16 protein-coding genes are annotated in these 18,149 nt (G+C 63.1%); 6 read left to right on the top strand and 10 right to left on the bottom strand.

The window, feature by feature from the left end; all coding sequences use genetic code 11:
• Window positions 1-27: 27 nt before the first annotated feature.
• The 5 genes from F0311_RS11495 to F0311_RS11475 form a co-directional block, all read right to left on the bottom strand.
• Complete coding sequence (locus F0311_RS11495; protein WP_150462085.1) at window positions 28-1,446, bottom strand: serine hydrolase; 1,419 nt, start codon at window positions 1,444-1,446, stop codon at window positions 28-30.
• Between the two features lie 86 nt (window positions 1,447-1,532).
• Entirely contained in the window at window positions 1,533-2,441 is a 909-nt protein-coding gene (locus F0311_RS11490; RefSeq protein ID WP_150462084.1) for a hypothetical protein, read from the bottom strand.
• 158 nt (window positions 2,442-2,599) lie between these two features.
• Entirely contained in the window at window positions 2,600-3,628 is a 1,029-nt protein-coding gene (locus F0311_RS11485) for an LLM class flavin-dependent oxidoreductase (RefSeq protein WP_150462083.1), read from the bottom strand.
• Between the two features lie 88 nt (window positions 3,629-3,716).
• Window positions 3,717-4,397, bottom strand: coding sequence for a hypothetical protein (locus F0311_RS11480; protein WP_150462082.1), 681 nt, complete (start codon window positions 4,395-4,397; stop codon window positions 3,717-3,719).
• An 87-nt stretch (window positions 4,398-4,484) separates the two neighbouring features.
• Window positions 4,485-5,234 (bottom strand): SDR family oxidoreductase, encoded by a 750-nt coding sequence (locus tag F0311_RS11475; protein WP_150462081.1) that lies wholly within the window; start codon window positions 5,232-5,234, stop codon window positions 4,485-4,487.
• Between the two features lie 109 nt (window positions 5,235-5,343).
• Here F0311_RS11475 and sigJ point away from each other — a divergent pair, with 109 nt between their 5' ends.
• The gene (sigJ, locus tag F0311_RS11470) at window positions 5,344-6,243 is read left to right on the top strand and encodes an RNA polymerase sigma factor SigJ (RefSeq protein WP_150462080.1); all 900 of its coding nucleotides are present in this window, start codon (window positions 5,344-5,346) and stop codon (window positions 6,241-6,243) included.
• Window positions 6,244-6,266: 23 nt separating this feature from the next.
• On the opposite strand, the gene F0311_RS11465 is transcribed toward sigJ, so the two are convergent.
• Genes F0311_RS11465 through glyA form a run of 3 tightly spaced genes read right to left on the bottom strand, consistent with a single transcriptional unit; the run spans window position 6,267 to window position 8,977 of the window.
• Complete coding sequence (locus F0311_RS11465; protein WP_150462079.1) at window positions 6,267-6,812, bottom strand: AAA family ATPase; 546 nt, start codon at window positions 6,810-6,812, stop codon at window positions 6,267-6,269.
• A gap of 4 nt (window positions 6,813-6,816) precedes the next feature.
• Window positions 6,817-7,695 (bottom strand): bifunctional methylenetetrahydrofolate dehydrogenase/methenyltetrahydrofolate cyclohydrolase, encoded by an 879-nt coding sequence (locus F0311_RS11460; protein ID WP_150462078.1) that lies wholly within the window; start codon window positions 7,693-7,695, stop codon window positions 6,817-6,819.
• Window positions 7,696-7,705: 10 nt separating this feature from the next.
• The gene (gene glyA, locus F0311_RS11455) at window positions 7,706-8,977 is read right to left on the bottom strand and encodes a serine hydroxymethyltransferase (RefSeq protein WP_150462077.1); all 1,272 of its coding nucleotides are present in this window, start codon (window positions 8,975-8,977) and stop codon (window positions 7,706-7,708) included.
• Between the two features lie 136 nt (window positions 8,978-9,113).
• Here glyA and F0311_RS11450 point away from each other — a divergent pair, with 136 nt between their 5' ends.
• Window positions 9,114-10,250 (top strand): serine hydrolase, encoded by a 1,137-nt coding sequence (locus F0311_RS11450; protein WP_150462076.1) that lies wholly within the window; start codon window positions 9,114-9,116, stop codon window positions 10,248-10,250.
• A gap of 395 nt (window positions 10,251-10,645) precedes the next feature.
• Here the strand turns inward: F0311_RS11450 and F0311_RS11440 are convergent, their stop codons facing one another.
• Window positions 10,646-12,367, bottom strand: coding sequence for an ABC transporter permease (locus F0311_RS11440; RefSeq protein ID WP_150462075.1), 1,722 nt, complete (start codon window positions 12,365-12,367; stop codon window positions 10,646-10,648).
• Between the two features lie 168 nt (window positions 12,368-12,535).
• Complete coding sequence (locus F0311_RS11435; RefSeq protein WP_150462074.1) at window positions 12,536-13,543, bottom strand: ABC transporter ATP-binding protein; 1,008 nt, start codon at window positions 13,541-13,543, stop codon at window positions 12,536-12,538.
• A 175-nt stretch (window positions 13,544-13,718) separates the two neighbouring features.
• Between F0311_RS11435 and F0311_RS11430 the strand changes: the two genes are divergently transcribed.
• The 4 genes from F0311_RS11430 (at window position 13,719) to F0311_RS11415 (ending at window position 18,107) form a co-directional block, all read left to right on the top strand.
• Window positions 13,719-14,522, top strand: coding sequence for an ABC transporter ATP-binding protein (locus tag F0311_RS11430; RefSeq protein WP_150462073.1), 804 nt, complete (start codon window positions 13,719-13,721; stop codon window positions 14,520-14,522).
• Window positions 14,519-15,829: an ABC transporter permease gene (locus F0311_RS11425; RefSeq protein ID WP_150462072.1), complete on the top strand. Its 1,311-nt coding sequence runs from the start codon at window positions 14,519-14,521 to the stop codon at window positions 15,827-15,829. Before F0311_RS11430 ends, F0311_RS11425 begins: the two co-directional genes overlap by 4 nt.
• A gap of 93 nt (window positions 15,830-15,922) precedes the next feature.
• Window positions 15,923-16,570, top strand: coding sequence for a hypothetical protein (locus tag F0311_RS11420; RefSeq protein ID WP_150462071.1), 648 nt, complete (start codon window positions 15,923-15,925; stop codon window positions 16,568-16,570).
• A gap of 103 nt (window positions 16,571-16,673) precedes the next feature.
• The gene (locus tag F0311_RS11415; RefSeq protein ID WP_150462070.1) at window positions 16,674-18,107 is read left to right on the top strand and encodes an MFS transporter; all 1,434 of its coding nucleotides are present in this window, start codon (window positions 16,674-16,676) and stop codon (window positions 18,105-18,107) included.
• The last annotated feature ends 42 nt before the right edge of the window (window positions 18,108-18,149 follow it).

The following is an 18,149-nucleotide window of genomic DNA, read 5'->3' as shown; positions in this document are numbered from 1 at the left end:
CGGCCGGGGCGCTCTGTGCTGCCGGGCTCAGCCCTCCATTTCGAGGGCGGCCTGCGCCAGCACCCAGTACTCGGCCTCGTTGAGGGCAACCTCCTCGGCCTGGCCCATGGTCTGCAGCACTACGATGCGGGCTGTGCCCTCGGCGCCCTCAGCCCGCCAGGAGCCGGCAAGCACACCGGGGGAGGAACCTCCCTTGAACGCTATCTGATCCCACCACTGGTTCTGGGGGAGAACACCGGAGTTAGTACCGAGGATGTCTCTCAGCTGCGGGTGTTCTGCAGCTTGTACTTCCAGCAGCTCATGCACCGCAGCGATGTCCTCTCCGGTGCCGAACCACTCCAGTCCGTGCTCTGCGCCGTCATCGGGGATCAGATCTGTCTCGGTGATCTCCAGCTTTCCGCCGGGAATCTCATCCAGCAGGTCGCGGCGCTGCTGCTCACCGGCAGACGCGTATTCTTCGCTGAGCTCAGGATCGGCCCAGCGCAGGTAGAAGAGCTCTCGGGTGGTGAGGAAGGGAGACAGCAGATCTGGATCATGGTGGCCGGAGTCGGTGACTGCCTGCTCCACGGCATCACGGCCCACCAGGTCCATCAGCAGGTCAGTGGCCGTGTTGTCACTGACCTCGATCATTGCTTGGGCTGCCTGCTGGACGGTGAGCTCATCTCCGGCCCGGGCATCGGCCAGCTCCAGCGATGAGGGCACCAGATGCTGATCTTCCAGCACCAGAGTCTCATCCCAAGAGGTGTACCCGGCCTCGACGGTCTCCACTACCGCGGCCAGTACCCAGAGCTTGAACACTGAGCCCATCGCTGCAGGTTCGCCATCCCCGACCCGTAGGACCTCCTCATCACCCTCCAGCACCAGCAGCTGAGCCTCGCCGGGAAGTTCAGGGAGCCGCTGCTCGATCTCATCAAAGGACTCTGCCGGCTCTGGCGGCTCCTGGGCGGGAAGGAACACCAATTGGGTCAGCTGCTCCTCAGCATCGACCTCAAGCTGCAAATCGAGGGCGCCCCCGGCGCCCTCGATTCGTGTGCTGGAGAGCGTCTCGGTGCCCTGATGCCCGGTGGCTGTCCACGGGGCTGCCGGGCGCAGCTGCTCATTGATGAATTCCGCAACTGACGCCTCGTCCAGCTCGGCGCGGAAGGACTCGCTGAGCCTGTCCTGCCAATCCTGTGCGGTGGAGTCTTCCTCGGCATTGATCACCTCCAGGACATATTCGGCTGTTTGGCCCGCCGGCGTATCAGGGAGCTCTGCCGGATCTGCTGAGGGGGCGTCGTCGTCGGCTGTCTCTGTCTCGTCGGTCTCCTGAGGACTCTGCACAGTGCCGTTGTCGGGCTCAGCGGTCTCATCTTCTTCACCGGTGCCGCAGGCAGACAGGGCCAGGGTTAGTGCGGTCGCAGAGGTCAGTGCGGTCAGGCTGAGGCTGTTGGTGCTGGAATCGCTCATACCTACGATTCTGCCGCACAGCTGAGCCCCGGTCCTCACCCTTGAGGATGAAGCGCCCGGGGCTCAGTGATGGGAAGACATGCTGGTCAGCTCAGGTAGTCCACCAGGATGTTCTCCATCTCTTCCTCGGAGATGACATCGCCCTCGGGCTCCTCGGGAACATCAGTGCTGGACCAGTCAGTGAAGTGCATCTCGAAGTACTCGCCGCGTTCCTCGCCGATCAGGTACACCAGCACCGGATCGCTCTCATCAGCCAGCACTGCGACCTCCACCTCATCCTCAGTGTAGATCCACACCTCCTGGCCCTCATGCTCGCCGAGCTCGCCCTCGGGAGCCTGTGGGCCGAAGGACATGTCTACGTCAAGCTCGTCGAGGAAGGAGTCGATGTGCATTTCAGGGTCCACAAAGTCATTCGACTCAATCCAGGAATCGCCGTAGTCAGCGTCATAGCCGGAGGCGTCGAAGTTCATACCTTGGTTCTCGGCCTCTATCTCTAGGACCCTGGTGAAGAAGTCGCCGGAGATATACCCGGTATCCTCCATGATCAGCATCTGCATGGTGTTATCGCCGAATTCGATGGTCCACAGCGTCTGCTGCGCGCCGATGGCACCCTCCAGGGTGAACGTGGCCTCGTCCTCCACATCCTCGAACCCTGGGCCCAGCTCCTGGGCCATGCCCATGCCGGAACCCTCCCCATGCATAGTGACATTCTCATGAGAGCGCATGGAGGCCATCATGTCGTCATAGATGTCCTCGAAAGCTGGGGCTTCACCTGAGGCCTCCGGAGGTTCTTCCTCATCATCTTCGGGCGATTCGGGCTCGGTGTCTTCCTCGTCGTCGCCGTTGCTCTCTTCCGCCCCGTTGTCGTCGCCGACCTCCTCCGGCGGGGGTGCCTCCTCGCCGTCGTCGCCTCCGCAGGCAGTCAGTGCCAGCAGTGTGGCCAGGCTGAGGCCGGTAGCTTTGGTCAGTGCAGTGGGTGTGATGGTGGCGGTCATATGGGTATGCCCCTTAGTTTCCGTTCTCTTGCTGTCAGGCCTGTTCATCATCCAGATCCAGGCCGTCTCCGGTCCCTTTGACCATAAAACGGTTAGCCTTGGCAGTTCCTGGATATTTCCCGGAAATGGGCTCACTTATAAGTGATGCCTTCAGAAAGTTACTTCCAGCCCAGGGGCTTGGCGACGTGCTCGACGATGGATTCCAGGATGTGGGCGTTGTAGTCTACGCCAAGTTGGTTGGGCACGGTCACCAGCAGGGTGTCGGCTTCGGCGATCGCGGTGTCTTTGGCCAGTTCCTCGACCAGCTCATCCGGCTCGGCGGTATAGCTGCGGCCGAAGACCGCCCTGGTCTTCTCATCGATCATGCCGAACTTGTCCTCAGAGTCCCGCTGGCCCAGGAAGTAGGCGCGGTCCTGGTCAGAGACGATCGGGATGATGGAGCGAGAGACAGAGACCCGTGGCGTGAACCCGTGATCGTGCTTCTGCCATTCCTCCCGGAAAAGCCGGATCTGTTTGGCCTGCTGGATGTGCAGCGGCTCCCCGGACTCGTCATCCTTCAAGGTGGAGCTCATCAGGTTCATGCCCTTCTCTGCGGCCCATATGGCGGTGGCATTGGACCCAGCGCCCCACCAGATGCGCTGACGAAGACCCTCAGAATAGGGCTCAAGGCGCAGCAGCCCAGGCGGATTGGGGAACATGGGGCGAGGATTCGGCTCGGCGAAGCCCTGGCCCTGAAGCATCTGCAGGGCGACTTCGGTGTGTCGACGCCCCATCTCGGCGTCGGTCTCACCCTCGGCCGGGTGGTAGCCGAAGTAGCGGAACCCGTCGATCACCTGTTCCGGGGAACCCCGGGAGATGCCCAGCTGCAGCCTTCCTCCGGCAATGAGGTCGGCCGCCCCAGCGTCCTCGGTGAAATAGCCGGGATTCTCATACCGCATGTCAATGACCCCGGTGCCGATCTCGATGCTCTCAGTCTTGGCACCGATGGCAGCCAGCAGTGGGAACGGGCTGCCCAACTGCCGGGCGAAGTGGTGGACCCGGAAGTAGGCGCCGTCTGCGCCGAGCTCCTCGGCTGCCACCGCCAGGTCGATGCTCTGCAGCAGAGTGTCAGAGGCCGAACGGGTCTGTGAATGCGGGGAGGGGGTCCAATGCCCGAAGGACAGAAAGCCGATCTTCTTAGTGCTCACTCTGCTCCCAACCGTCGGGGCCGCTCCGGCATTCCGCAGGACAGCTGCGCCTCAGGGAGTATGCGCCTCGTAGATGGTCCTCAGATCATCAGCCGGTCTGCATTAGCTCTGGTCCTGGCGTCTCCGGTATCTCCGCGCTGTTCCAATTGGTGAAGTCGAGTTCGACCACTGGCCCGTGATGGGCCTCAGTCCAATAGCGGAGTAGCAGCGGCCCTGTCTCATCCGCGAGGACAATGATCTCCGCCTCATCCTCGATCTTGTTGATCCAAACCTCCTGGCCATCATGCTCACCGACGGCAGTAGTTAATGCGTCATCCTCGAACCGTCTGGTGCTCAGCATTGGGGAGACATCGTCGAAGGGATCCCAAATGCTGGTATAGATGGCGGAACTTTCGCCGGCCCGTTCGGTCTGGTCGAACCAGAGTCCACTGACATCTTCGGTGAAACCCGCCATGTCTATGATGCCGGCGGCGGGACCGTGCTCCTCAGACCCCGTGAGGTCTTCCCCGGAGAAGTTGGGGCGTCCTTCATGGATCAACGTGTCGTGCACGTAGGGGCCGTGGTCAAGAGTCAACCGGGCTGTGCCGTCGAGAACTACGATGTGGCCGGAGTATTGCACCGAATCCTGAGCTCCCATGGAAGTCGCCATCGGCTCGAGGATGTTGCTGAACTTCGGCCGTTCGGCGGCGCTGTCCTCGCAGGCGGTCAGAGCCAGCGTCGGCGAGATCGCGGCAACGCCGATGAGCACCGACTTGGCCTGTCCTGACATGAGATCCCCTCGCTGGTTTCACTCCGTGGGAGAAACCTCATCGCAGTCATCTTGGTGTTTCCTGACCAGGAGGGCGGAAAGGGCGCCCTAGCCTCTGGGCTGGCCGGCCAACCACTGCGCGAACGTCATAGTGCCAAGCGTGGCGCCGGTCTCGGGGAGGTTCAGTCCGGCACGCATGCCTTTCATCTGTGCTCCGGGAAGGCTCATCGGCACCAGTGGCCCGTGTACGCCGGTGTGTTCGGCATAGGCGCGGACCAATTCGGAGAGTTCCTCCGGGCGTGGGCCGGCAAGGTCAGATACCTGTCCAGAAGGTGGGCCTTCGGCCAGCTCAATGAGCCTCAGGGCTGCCTCCTCAGCGGCCACCGGCTGGATCTTGGCGCGCGGGGCGATCCGCAGCGGTCCCACCTTCGCCTGGGCGAGCATCTGGCCGGCGAATTCGTGAAACTGAGTGGCACGCAGAATCGTATGCGGCGCCTCTGACTGCTGGTAGATCTGCTCCTGGATGAGCTTCCCTGCGAAGTAGTTGTTGGGGTTGCGGTCGATGCCCACAATCGAGACCATCACAGCATGCCCAACACGTGCCTTGGCGGCCGCATTCAGCAGGTTCTTACTGGTCTGTTCGAAAAAGGCGATGGACTTCTTCGCTGACAGGGTCGAATAGTTCAGCGCGTCGATGACCGAATCGTGACCGGCCAGCGCATCCTCCAATCCGGATCCTGAGCGGACGTCAGTCCCCTGTGAGCGGGTCAGGACCGTGACCTCGTGTTCTCGGCCCTCGGCGGAGCGGACAATATGTGCACCGAGTGTTCCGGTGCCTCCTGCGACGGCGATCTTCATGGCTGGACTCCAGTTCGTAGAGGGTTTCAGCGGCGCAGGGACGGTCCCTGCTGAAAAGACGACGAGACAGCAGGGCGAAATGTCAGGGTGCGTCTGAGATCATGGTCCTATGAGCCCGCTGAGCGCCGACGAGGTCCTCCAGGCAGAGCGGCCAAGGCTCCTTGGCCTGGGCTACCGCATGCTCGGGACCGTCAGCGAAGCAGAGGACATGGTGCAGGAGGCGTTCCTCCGCTGGTACCGCCTGGATCTGGAGGAGCGGAACGCGGTAGAGAACCCTGGAGCATGGCTGATGCGGGCCGGAGGTCGCATCTCGCTGGATATGCTCAAATCCGCACGACGACGCCGCGAACACTATGTGGGGGAGTGGTTGCCGGAGCCCGTGCCGGCCTCCTGGCCTGCCCGCGGCGGGGGCTTCTCAGCCGCCGAGGATCCTGCCGAGCGGGCGGAGCTCGGTGAATCTGTGTCGATCGCGATGATGGTGCTCTTGGAAACTATGACCTCGGCCGAGCGTGCAGTGTTCGTCCTCAGAGAGACTTTCGCACTGCCCTTTGCCGAGATTGCCGAGGTCCTCGGCCGCTCAGCCGGAGCATGCCGGCAGCTTGCCAGTGCTGCTCGCCGCAGGCTGAAGGACCGCGGGGAGCCTCAGACGGGAGCACCGGAGCATCAGAAACTGGTCCAGGCGTTCTTCACCGCCTGCGAAACAGGCAACCTGCAGGAGCTGATCACGATTCTCGACCCCGAGGTGGTGCTGCGCTCCGATGGCGGTGGGAGAGTCAGCGCCGCGCGCCGTCCGGTCCTGGGCCGGGACAGCGTGGCGCGGTTTGTCCTGGGCCTGCGCAGCAGCTATCCGGAGGCGCAGCTGGTTCCCGTGGAGCTCCACGGCGGACGGGGCATCCACGTGGTGATGGAGGAGGCGACGGGCGGTCTGATCAGCTTCGCCGTTGAGCAAAGCCGGGTCACAGACGTGTGGATCATGCGCAACCCGGACAAGCTCACACTCTGGGAATGAACCGGTGTTCCACCGGTACCGATCTATTGCCTGATCTCGGCGCGGAGGTGGGCGAGGCTCTGCTCAACATCGCCGGAGACCAATCTGACATACCTGGTCTGCGGCCGCTTCGACACCATGGCGAGCATCGTCTCGTAGAGGTCCTGAACCGGAACTGCCCCCGGCGCCGACTGCAGCGTCTGTGCGGCCCGGTGATTGGGTTCATCGGATGAGGCGCGCGCTGCGAACTGTGCCGCTGCCTGCTCAGGAGAGCTGACCAGGCAGCACTCAAGGAAATCAGCCCCAACGTCGTTCGCGGCAGCAGCCAGTTCATCGATGAACTCTGCTCGCTGCAGGAACTGTGGAACAATGACATCCCGACCAGCGGAGAGATGCGTGCCGCACATGCTCAGTGCGAGTTGACGTGCGGCCAGCCCGGCCGCCACAGGGTCATCTTCCCAATGGCCCAGAGACCCACGGATGGTGTCGATATCCACCACCAGCGTCAGCGGCCGATCGCGCGCCAACAGCCGAGCCACAGTGGACTTCCCGCTGGCCGGAGCCCCGTTGATCAGCACCAGCGTGGGCATGGAGTCAGAGCTGCTGCTCGGCGCTGAGCACCACGTTCTGCAGCAGCTCAACCCGGGTCATCGGCCCCACTCCGCCCGGGTTGGGGGAGTACCAGCTGGCCACCTGCTCGATCCCCGGGGCGAAATCCCCGGAGATCACAGCCTTCCCCGTTTCCGGATTCGGCTCACGGGTCACCCCCACATCTAGGGCGATCACGCCCGGCTTCAGATCAGCAGGGTCGATCATATGCTTCACACCGGCAGCACCGACGACGACGTCCGCCTCGGCTAGGTGCCGGGGCAGGTCCTGGGTGCCGGTGTGGCAGAGGGTCACCGTGGCATTGACCGCCCGCCGGGTCAGCAGCAGCCCGATCGGGCGGCCGATGGTCACCCCGCGGCCGACCACCACCACATGCTTTCCGGCGAGGTCGATCCTGTAGTGGGTCAGCAGATCCACACAGCCTTTGGGCGTACAGGGCAGCGGAGAGGTCAGTTCCTCGTTGACCCCGGCCACCAGTCGGCCCAGGTTCATCGGGTGCAGTCCGTCAGCGTCCTTATCCGGGGAGATAGCCTCCAGGACCTTCTGCTGGTCCAAATGCTTCGGCAGCGGGAGCTGAACGATATAGCCGGTGCAGGCGTCGTCGTTGTTCAGCCGCTCCAGCTTGGCAAGGAGGTCCTCCTCGGAGATCGTCTCAGGCAGCTCCACCTGAATGGAGTTGATGCCCACCTGCTGGCAGTCGCGATGCTTACCGGCCACATAGGACTGGCTGGCCGGGTCGGATCCCACCAGCACGGTGCCCAGTCCCGGGGTGATGCCGCGGGCCTTGAGCGCTGCGACCCGCTCGGCGAGATCCGCCTTGATGGCCTTGGCGGTGACCCGGCCGTCGAGTACCTGTGCGGTCATCAGTGCCGGTTCACCAGTTTTCGAGGCCGTTGTAGAGGGGGAAGTCAGCGGCTAGCTTGGCCACCCTGGTCTTCAGCCCTGTCACCTCAGCGCCGGGTTTCAGCGCCTCAGCGATGATCTCGGCGACCTCACCGAACTCGGTCTCACCGAACCCCCGAGATGCTAATGCCGGGGTGCCGATACGCAGCCCGGAGGTGACCATCGGCGGGCGTGGATCATCCGGGACCGCGTTCCGGTTGACGGTGATCCCCGCCTGGTGCAGCAGATCCTCAGCCTGCTTACCATCTAGCTGTGAGTTCCGCAGATCCACCAGCACCAGATGCACATCGGTTCCCCCGGTCAGCACCGAGACACCGGCGGCGGCCACATCCTCGGCCACCAGGCGCTCAGCAAGAATCTGGGCACCTGCCACAGTGCGGCGCTGCTTCTCAGCGAACTCCTCACCGGCAGCGATCTTGAACGCCACCGCCTTAGCCGCGATCGCATGCATCAACGGCCCGCCCTGCTGGCCGGGGAAGACCGCAGAATTGATCTTCTTCTTATGCTCCTCAGTACACAGGATGATCCCCGAACGCGGCCCAGCCAAAGTCTTATGCACCGTAGAGGTCACCACATCGGCATAGGGCACCGGATTCGGGTGCAGCCCGGTGGCCACCAGCCCGGCGAAATGGGCCATATCTACCCAGAAGACCGCCCCCACCTCATCAGCAATCTCCCTAAACGCCGGGAAATCCAGCTGCCGGGGATAGGCCGACCAGCCAGCCACAATCATCTCCGGCTTCTCCGCCAGCGCCTGCTGGCGGACCTTCTCCATATCGATCACCCCAGTCTCAGGGTCCACCCCATAGGCGGCGATCTCATAGAACTTCCCCGAATGGTTCAGCTTCATCCCATGGGTCAGGTGCCCGCCGTGGGCCAGTGAGAGACCCATCAGCTTATCCCCGGGCTTCAAAAACGCAGTCATCACCGCCACATTGGCCTGGGCCCCGGCATGAGGCTGCACATTAGCGTGCTCAGCTCCGAAAAGCGCCTTAGCCCGCTCGATGGCCAGGTTCTCGGCCACATCCACAAACTCACAACCCCCGTAGTAACGCCGCCCCGGATACCCCTCGGCATACTTATTGGTCAGCACCGACCCCTGGGCCTCCAACACCGCACGAGGCACAAAGTTCTCCGAGGCGATCATCTCCAAAGTCCCACGCTGACGACCCAGCTCATCAGCCACCGCCTGGGCAACCTCCGGATCCACCACAGAAAGCGGAAGAGCGTTGATATCGGTCAAAAGGGCCTCCTAGGTGCGGTGCAAGTCATGGGTCGTGTAGCCGCAGCTCAGTCTATCGTCCAGCGGCCTCACCCGTGCAGACGCCTCACCCGGGCACGTGGCACGGATGAGGCCATAGGCGTTAGTCTCATCGGTTGTGATCGTTTCCCGCCGTTTCCCAGCCGCCGCTGCACTGGCCCTACTGGTTCTGACCTCCTGTGGGGAGGATTCCCGGCGTGGAAATGAATCCATGCCGCTGGAGGGTGACTCGGCGGACTCTGGTCCCTTGGACGGCGGAACAGACGACGCCGCCACAGCAGAGGGCGCCGAGGAAGACCTCTTAGGGCCGGCAGAGGGTTTTGAGGAGATCGCTGAACGGCTGGACGCTCTGCCCGGACAGGTGGAGGCCCTGGTGCTCGAGGATGACGAGGTGCTCCTGAAGCTGGGCCGGGACGAGCCCTCGCCCCTGGCCTCAGTGGGGAAGCTCTACGTAGTGGCTGCCCTGGTGGATGCGGTGGACGCCGGGGAGATTGACTGGCAGGACACTGTGACTCTGGAGGAAGAGCACCGCAGCCTGCCCGCCGGCACCCTGCAGGACCAGCCGGAGGGCTTCACCACCAGCGTGTATGACGCGGCTATCCGCACTATCTCCATCAGTGACAATACCGGCACCGATATGCTCATCGATCTGCTGGGTCGAGAAGAGGTGGAGCAGGCAGTAGCCGACTATGGCCACCACAGCCCGGAGCTGCTGCAGCCGTTTCTGACCACCAGGGAGATGTTCCAGCTGCGCTGGGGCTATCCTGAGCTCGGCGAGGACTGGGCTCAGTTGGAAGAGTCTCAGCGACGCGATGTGCTGGATGAGGTCGCTGAGCAGCCCCTGGAGTTGGACCCGCTGGACCCAGCCGGGGAGGACCTGGACTTCGCCATCGACTGGCATGCCTCAACCGAGGACATCGCTCAGGTGCACCGGGCGCTGGCGGCTCGTGAAGAGGACCACCCCGAGCTGCGCACTGTGCTGACCACCAGCCCCGGTCTCCCGGAGCCGGTGGAGGACCCATGGTGGGATTGGCTCTCTTTCAAAGGCGGGGGACTGCCCGGGGTGGCCACTGCCACCTGGCACGCAGCGGCTGAGGACGGCACCGAGCGCACCGTGGTGCTCATGCTGAGCACTGAGGACACCGAGAACATCGCCGAGCACCGCACCGAGCTGCGTTCCCTGGGTTTGGACGCCCTGATCGTCGGTACCGACACCCAACGCGAGGATGAGGACCAGGACGACGAAGAAACCTGAACCCCTCCCCTTGTGAAACGCGTGTGCGAAAATTGTGGGAATGCTGGCGTCGTCGGTGGTTATTTCCTGAGTTTCCACACACTCGTTGAGCTGGAGAGGCGCGATCAGCGAAACGCATCGCCTTCATCCACATGCGCTCCGAAGGACAGTGTCAGCTCCATAGCGTCGAAGCGCTCGTTGATCCACTGCGTGTTGTCGTGCTCCATGATCAAAGATCGGGACCGGGACGGAGCGACGACGCGCACCTCGTCCCCAGCGCGGAGACGGGGCGGAATCACAGGTGATCGATCAGGTATGTAAAAAATCTTACTGGTGCCCTACAGTGCAGCGGGAATGGCGGCGATGTTTAAGATCCATCATCCCCTCGAGCATGGTGGCGGGCGCAGAGGGATGGCTCAGCGCAGGAAGAGGGCCTTCATGCGGTAGGCGGCTAAGGCGCCGCCCACGGCGACCATCACCAGGAAGTAGCTGATGTGCACCAGAGTCAGCCCGCTGAAGCTCCAGAATGCGATATCGCGCATCAGCTCCACCCCGTGCCACAGCGGCAGCGCTTGGATCACCCACTGCACACCCACCGGATAGACATCGATCGGGAACAGGGTGGCGGAGAACAGAAACATCGGGATCAGCACCATCATCATCCAGTCCATCTGCTGGAACCGCTTCATGAAGCTGGTCGCCGCCATCCCTATACAGGCGAAGCCCAGGGCGATGAACAGCGCGGTGATCCACATCAGCGCTGCCGAGAGCGGAGTCACCAGCCCGGCGACCATCAGCACGCCCAGGAAGCCTAGGGCATAGATCGCCCCACGGAACAATGCTAGGCAGATCTCGCCGACGGCCACATCCACAGGTCCCAGTGAGGTCTGCATCATGGTCTGGTACAGCTTGGTGATCTTCAGCTTGAAGAACACGTTCCAGGTGGAGTCGAACACGGCTCCGTTCATCGCCGAAACTGCCAACAGGGCCGGTGCAATGAACGCGGCATAGCTGATGGTGTCCTGCCCGGCCATTCCGGCCTGCTCGGCTTGGATCCCACTGATCATCGGGGAGACGCCGAGCCCGAAGCTGGTCAGGAACAGCACCGGCTCCAGGAACCCGGAGATAAAGATGATGCCCCGGTTGTTCCGGATAGCCGAGAGCCCGCGCATGAACACCGCGCGGATGTTTCCGGAGTAGTAGTTGGCACCCACCCCGTGCCGGAAGCTCACCGGTGGCACGCCTTCACTGCGCTGATGGCTGCCGGCAGCCGACTCCCTGGAGTCTTGTCTGGCCTGTCGCCGCTGATCCGCCTTCAGTCCCGGGATCCGGCCGCGCCACTCGTCATAGCCCAGCCGGCGGATGAACACCCGGCGCACGGCTAGCCAAGCAACGACGACGACGCCGACCAGGTACCCGATATGCACCACCACCAGCCACAGCGGGGTGGGTTGCCCGAAGGCCAGCACCCGGCCCAGCTCGTTGGCGTGCCAGATCGGGGAGATCCAACCGATGATCTGGAGGAACTGCGGAAGGTTGGTCAGCGGGTAGAAGGTCCCGGAGAACAGGAACAGCGGCATGATGACGAACCGCTGGATGATGGCGGCATGGCCCTTCTCATCCCGCAGGGTGGAGATATAGGCCATGATCGGCAGGCCGATGGCTAGTCCGCCCAGAATTGCCGAAAGCATCATCAGCACCGCAGTCGGGGAGCTCAGTGCGCCGAAGGCGAAGAGCACTGCGGTGAAGATCAGCGCGTGCACCCCGAACCGGCAGCTGACCCCCAGGATGTGACCCAGCGCGATCTGCTGCGGGGTCAGCGCGCTAGCCTGCGCCCCGTAGTATTTGCGCCGCCACTTGAAGCCCTCCATCACCGGGAAGGTGAACTCGATGCCAGCGGTCATCGCCACTGTGGAGGCCAGGATGGCCGGGGCGATGTACATCAGGTAGGTGTCTGCGCCGTATTCGGAAAAGTCAGTTTCCGCGCCTACCAATACCCCCAGTCCCAGGCCCATGGCCAGGATGTACATGATCGGCTGGAAGGTGGAGGCGAAGAGAATCACCCCGCCGTAGGCACGCATCGAGCGCAGTGTGGCCTCGGCCTGGTAGAACGCGCCCCATCGCCTGGTCCGCGTCACCAGTGCATCCTTGTTCGTTGTCGGGGATTCGATAATTGTCACGGCTATCAATAGCTTTCGTTGAGGCTGCCAGCGGAACGAGCAGCCGACTTCAGGCGTGAAGGCCGGCGCCGCCGCAGCCGGCCGAGAGCCGAGCGGGGTTCCCCTGCCGGCGGAGCTGGCGCTGTATCAGTCAATTAACGACCTGCCTGTCAGGCGGAGGAAGACGTCTTCCAGGGAGGAGCGGCGGACCAGAGAGGTTATCGGCTTATGACCGGCGGCGTGGATTTTCTCCATGGCGGACTCGGCGTACTCTGCGTAGACCAGCAGCCGATCGGGCAGTACTTCAACATGGCTGAAGCCGACATCCCCGGATCCGGCATCAGTATTCGTCAACAGGTCTTCGAGGATCTTGGCCTGCTCGGTGTTGCGATCCATGCCGAAGCGCAGCTCCAGCACCTCGCGGGTGGAATGCTCGCGGATCAGTCCGGCAGGCGATCCCTCCGCCATGATGGCGCCGTGGTCCACCACCACCAGCCGGTCGCAGAGCTGCTCGGCCTCGTCCATATGGTGGGTGGTCAGCACCAGAGTGGTGCCGGACTCCTTGAGCCGGAACAGTCGGTCCCAGAGCACGTGCCGGGCCTGCGGGTCCAGCCCGGTGGTGGGCTCGTCCAGCAGCAGCACCTCGGGCTCGTTGACCAGGGCACGGGCGATGGTCAGCCGGCGCTTCATGCCCCCGGAGAGGTCCTCCACCCGGGAATTGGCCTTATGCTCCAGCTGGGCGAAGGACAGCAGCTCATCGGCCTTGGCCAGCAGATAGCGCCGCGGCAGGCCGAAGTAGCGGCCGTACATGATGATGTTCTCCCGGACAGTGAGCTCTTCGTCCAGGTTGTCCTGCTGGGGGATCACCCCTAGCCGGGCGCGGACCTCGGGGCCCTGCTGCTCCGGGTCCAGGCCGGCTACCAGCATCTGACCGGAGGTGCGGGAGGCCACTGCGGCGATCATCCGCATCGTGGTGGACTTGCCTGCTCCGTTGGGTCCCAGCAGGCCGAAGGACTCGCCGCGGGTCACTTGGAAGGTGATGCCGTCCACGGCGGTGAAGTCGCCGTACTTCTTGACCAGATCTACGGCATGGATGGCGGGTGCGGGCGCAGTGTCAGAGGGCGCACTGGAAGACAGTGCAGTGGAGATGGGCATGCCGGACAGTTTACACCCACAACTAGCTAATTTGCTAGCAATCTATCCTATTCACCCTGAGGATGACCCTGGTTCATCCCTGAACCTGACGTGAATCATCCCTTGGAGCGATGTGCACGCGATGATCATCCGTAAGACTGAGAGCATCATTGAACTATTCATGAAAGAGGGAGTTATGAGCACCCCCGTTTTAGAGACGGAGAACCTGGTCAAGGTCTATGGCCGAGGCCCGGCCGCCTTCCACGCGCTCAAAGGCCTCACCTTTGAGATCCATCGCGGGGAGTCGGTGGCGATTGTGGGCAAGTCTGGTTCTGGCAAGTCCACTCTGATGCATCTGCTGGCGCTGCTGGATGAGCCGACCTCCGGGGTGGTTGCCCTGGACGGTAAGCCGGTCACCAAGCTGAAGCCAAAAGCGGTCTCCGGGCTGCGAAACGCGACTTTCGGGTTTGTTTTCCAGCAGTTCTTTCTGAATCCCAACCAAACCGTGCTGGAGAATGTGACCCTGCCGCTGAAGATCGCAGGTATCTCCAAGTCTGAGCGCAATGAGCACGGTATGAAGGCGCTGGAGCAGCTGGAGATGGCCGATAAGGCCAAGAACAAGGCTACTGATCTCTCGGGTGGTCAGAAGCAGCGGGTGTGCATCGCCCGGGCGCTGATCAACAACCCGGAGGTCATCTTCGCCGATGAGCCCACCGGCAACTTGGACTCTGCCACCTCTGAGACGGTCGAGGACATCCTGTTCGGGCTGCACCGTGATCACGGGATCACTCTGGTGGTGGTCACCCATGATGAGGACCTGGCCGCCAAGTGCCAGCGCCGCCTGATCATGCAGGACGGCCACATCGTGGAGGAGCAGACCGGCGCAAGCACGACGACGCCCACCGCTGCCCGGGTGCCCGCAGCCCCCGGTGAGCGGCCGCAGGAACAGCCGAGCCGGCGTCGTCGTCTGATGAAGTTTGGAAAGGGCGGTGCCCGATGAGGTCACTGGATGTCACCAAAACAGCTTTCAGCAACACCCTGCGCTCCAAGATGCGCACTTTCCTGACGGTGATCGCCATCGTCATCGGCGGCTTCACCCTGACCGTCACCTCCGGCCTGTCGGCCGGGATCAACCAGACGGTAGACGATATGCTCGCCGGCTACGGCGAGGAGGATCAGCTCTTCGTGATGCAGGCCTCGGCGATGGGCATGGGCGAGGATCTCGGCCCCGGTCCGCAGCCCTACGACCCGGAGGCCGGCCAACAGTCCTCCACATTCGGCCAGGAGATGCTCTCCGAAACCGATATCGAGTTCATCGAGGGCATCGACGGTGTGACCAATGTTGAGCCGATCTTCTTCGTCAGCCCGGACTACCTGGAGACCAGCGGCGGTGAACAGTACACGCTGAACAGTCTGGACATCCCCGCTGATGGTCCCGCCATGGAGCTGGTCGTCGGAGAACTGCCGGAGCGTGATGCCATGGAGATCACCATTCCGGATACCTGGCTGACGATGCTTGATGCTGATGCCGAGGACTACGAGGACATCGACCCGCAGATTGCCCTGGGCGAGACTGTGGAGATCGGTATCTCGAATCTGGCCTTTGAACAGGAGACGGTGCAGGCGGAGATCGTCGGTGTCAGCACCGCAAATCTGGCTGGCATCGGTGGGGCACCGATGCCGTCCTATGCGCTGAACGATGAGCTCTACGAGATCCAGAACTCTGGTCTCGATGTGGAGCAGCCTGATGCTTTCATACAAGCTGTGGTCGACGTCGATGATCTGGAAGCCAACGAGCAGGCGATCAAGGATGCTTTGCAGGAGGAAGGCCTGGTCGGGATGACGCTGGAGGATCTGCTGGGCATTATTCAGGGCATCATCGATGCCGTCGCCTGGGTACTCTATGGATTCGCACTGATTGCGTTGCTGGCTGCCAGCTTCGGCATCGTCAACACCCTGCTGATGAGCGTGCAGGAGCGGACACGTGAGATCGGGCTGATGAAGGCGCTGGGCATGTCCAGCGGGAAGGTCTTCGGGCTCTTCTCCATGGAGGCTGTGATCATCGGCCTGCTCGGCTCAGTGATCGGTCTGGCGGCCGGCCTGGCGGTCGGGTTCACCGCGAATACGCTGCTGACCGGTGGTGATGGCCCGCTCGGCGGCGTCGGTGGGCTGACGCTGTTCGCCCTGGACCCGGTGGCGCTGGGGCTGATTGCCGCAGTGATCCTGGTCATTGCTTTCGCAGCGGGCACCCTGCCTGCGGCACGTGCGGCCAAGAAGGACCCGATCGAGGCTCTGCGCTACGAGTAGACCCCTCAGGTGAGCACACAGCAAACATCAAGCCTGCGCTGGGAATCTAGTGACCAGCATCTGAACCAGAAAAAGAGAAGATGGAGGAGCACAATGAGCACCCCACCACATGACAGCAACCCCCAGTGGGGCAGCCCCGCGGAGGGGAGCACCAACGACGACGCCGCGGTGCCCCCGTATCCCGGGGAAGCTGACTCCGGCTCCAAATTTGGCACTGAGTCCTACAATCCCAACGCCTACGGCGGACCGGTGGAGGAACCAGCCAAATATGCCCAGCTCAAGCAGTTCACCCTGTTCTCCTTCGGTCTCTACGTGCTCAGCGCGATCATCTCTCTGGTCCCGATGTTCACCGGTGAGGCGGAGGAGCTTACTCGGGAGGAACTGGCTGGCCAGGACTTGGGCGGGCTGACCGTTGATGAGGCGGTCTCCATCGGGATGGCCATGGCCTGGGGATTCATCCTCGTGCCGCTGGTCATCGCCATTGGGCTCTATCTGCTGGTGTACTTCGGGCTGAAGAACAACAAGAACTGGGCCCGTGTACTGGGCATCGTGATGGCCATCATCGGCATCCTGCTCACCGCAGGTACTATGCTGGCCAGCCTCGGTGGATTGGGCACGGTCTTCGGCATCATCACTCTGGTGCTGACCCTGGTCTGGTTGGCGGTGACCATCTACTGGCTGGTGCTGGCCTTCAGCCATGAGAATGTGCAGTACCTGGAGCAATTCAAACGCAGCTCCTGAGCAGGCTGGTCGGAGAGGGCGCAGCCTCAATGCGCTGCCACACCGGACGGGCGTTCGTTGCTTAAGGCAACGAGTGCCCGTTTTCGGGTATAGAGTGCCTTAAGTGAGTGATCAGCAGCGCAGTGAGGAGGCAGCGCAGCCCCCCACCCGAAGAGTGATATTCGCCCTGCTGCTGCCGCTCTTTGCCTCTCTGCTGAGCATCTCCTCGGTGATTGTGGCCGCCCCGGTGATTGTGGAGGGCATCGGCGCCACCGACTCTGACCTACAGTGGATCTTGGCTGGTTACGCCTTGGCTTTCGGCATGGGACTGGTCCCTGCAGGCCGAGCCGGAGATCTGTGGGGACGCCGCGGGATGTTCTTGGCCGGCACCGGCTTCTTCGGCCTCACCTCTGCCGCCGCGGCCCTGGCTCCGAACCCCGAGCTGCTCATCGTGGCCCGGGTACTGATGGGGCTGGCCTCCTCCATGCTGCTGCCGCAGATCATCGGGGTCATCCAACAGCTGTTCACCGGATCTGTGCGTGGCCAGGCCTACGGGCTGATGGCCACGGTGATCGGCCTGGGCGTGGCCCTGGGGCCGCTGGTGGGCGGCGTGCTGGTGGAGCTCACCCCGCAGGAGTACTCCTGGCGGCTGGTCTTCGGCATCAATGTGCCGATCGGTCTGATCGGGGTGCTGCTCGGTGCGCTCTGGCTGCCGCGCCGCCGTGCCCCACGTGCTCGGGCCTCCCACAACCTGAAGCAGCTGGACCCGGTGGGTGTGCTGCTGCTCACCACCGCCATTGTGCTGATCATGCTGCCGTTCATCCAGGTTCGCAGTGCCTGGGGCATCCTGGTGGCTACGGCAGGAGCCGTGCTGCTGGCCGGTTGGGTGGCCTGGGAGAGGTGGCTGGGGCTGCATCGCCCCCAGGATCCGATGGTGGACCTACGACTGTTCACCCTGCCCAGCTACACCTGGAACTCCGCGATTCTGGTGCTCTACTTCCTCGGGATGCCGGCCATGTGGGCGGTGATCCCCATCTACCTGCAGGATGGGCTGGGGCACAGTGCGCTGACCGCCGGGATCGTCAGCCTGCCCAGCGGTCTGATGGTGCTGCTGCTGGCCTCTGCAGTGGGTAAGCGGGTGCCGCGCTGGGGAACCCGGATGCTGGTGGTCGGCTCATCCACTGCGGTGTTCGCGGTGCTGATGCTGGCTGCTGCAGTGCACCTGATGGGCTCCGCCTACGGCTCCCTGTGGTGGATCGCACTGGCTATCGGGGTCAGCGGCTTCTCACAGGCATTGCTGATCCCCAGTGCACAGACCCTGTCCATGCAGGATGTCCCGGAGCGGATGGCCGGGGCATCCGGCGGGGTACAGCAGACCGTGCAGCGGATTTTCACCGCAATGGGCATGGCAGTGGCCACCGGCATCTACTTTATGGTGGCAGAGGGACAGGGGCATCAGCAGGCCATGGTGGTCTCCGCGCTGCTGATCGCCGCTGCGATGTCTACCGCGGTCATCGCCGCCATCGGCGCCGCCCGCGCGGCACGGTGGCGAAGCTGACAGCTGCTACCAAGGGGGTCCCTGGGCTCTCCGGCTTGTGTC

The organism is Nesterenkonia ebinurensis (genome assembly GCF_008711175.1).
Taxonomy (GTDB): Bacteria; Actinomycetota; Actinomycetes; order Actinomycetales; family Micrococcaceae; genus Nesterenkonia; species Nesterenkonia ebinurensis.
Note: the sequence above shows the minus strand (reverse complement) of the source record. Positions and strands in the feature narration are given on the sequence as shown.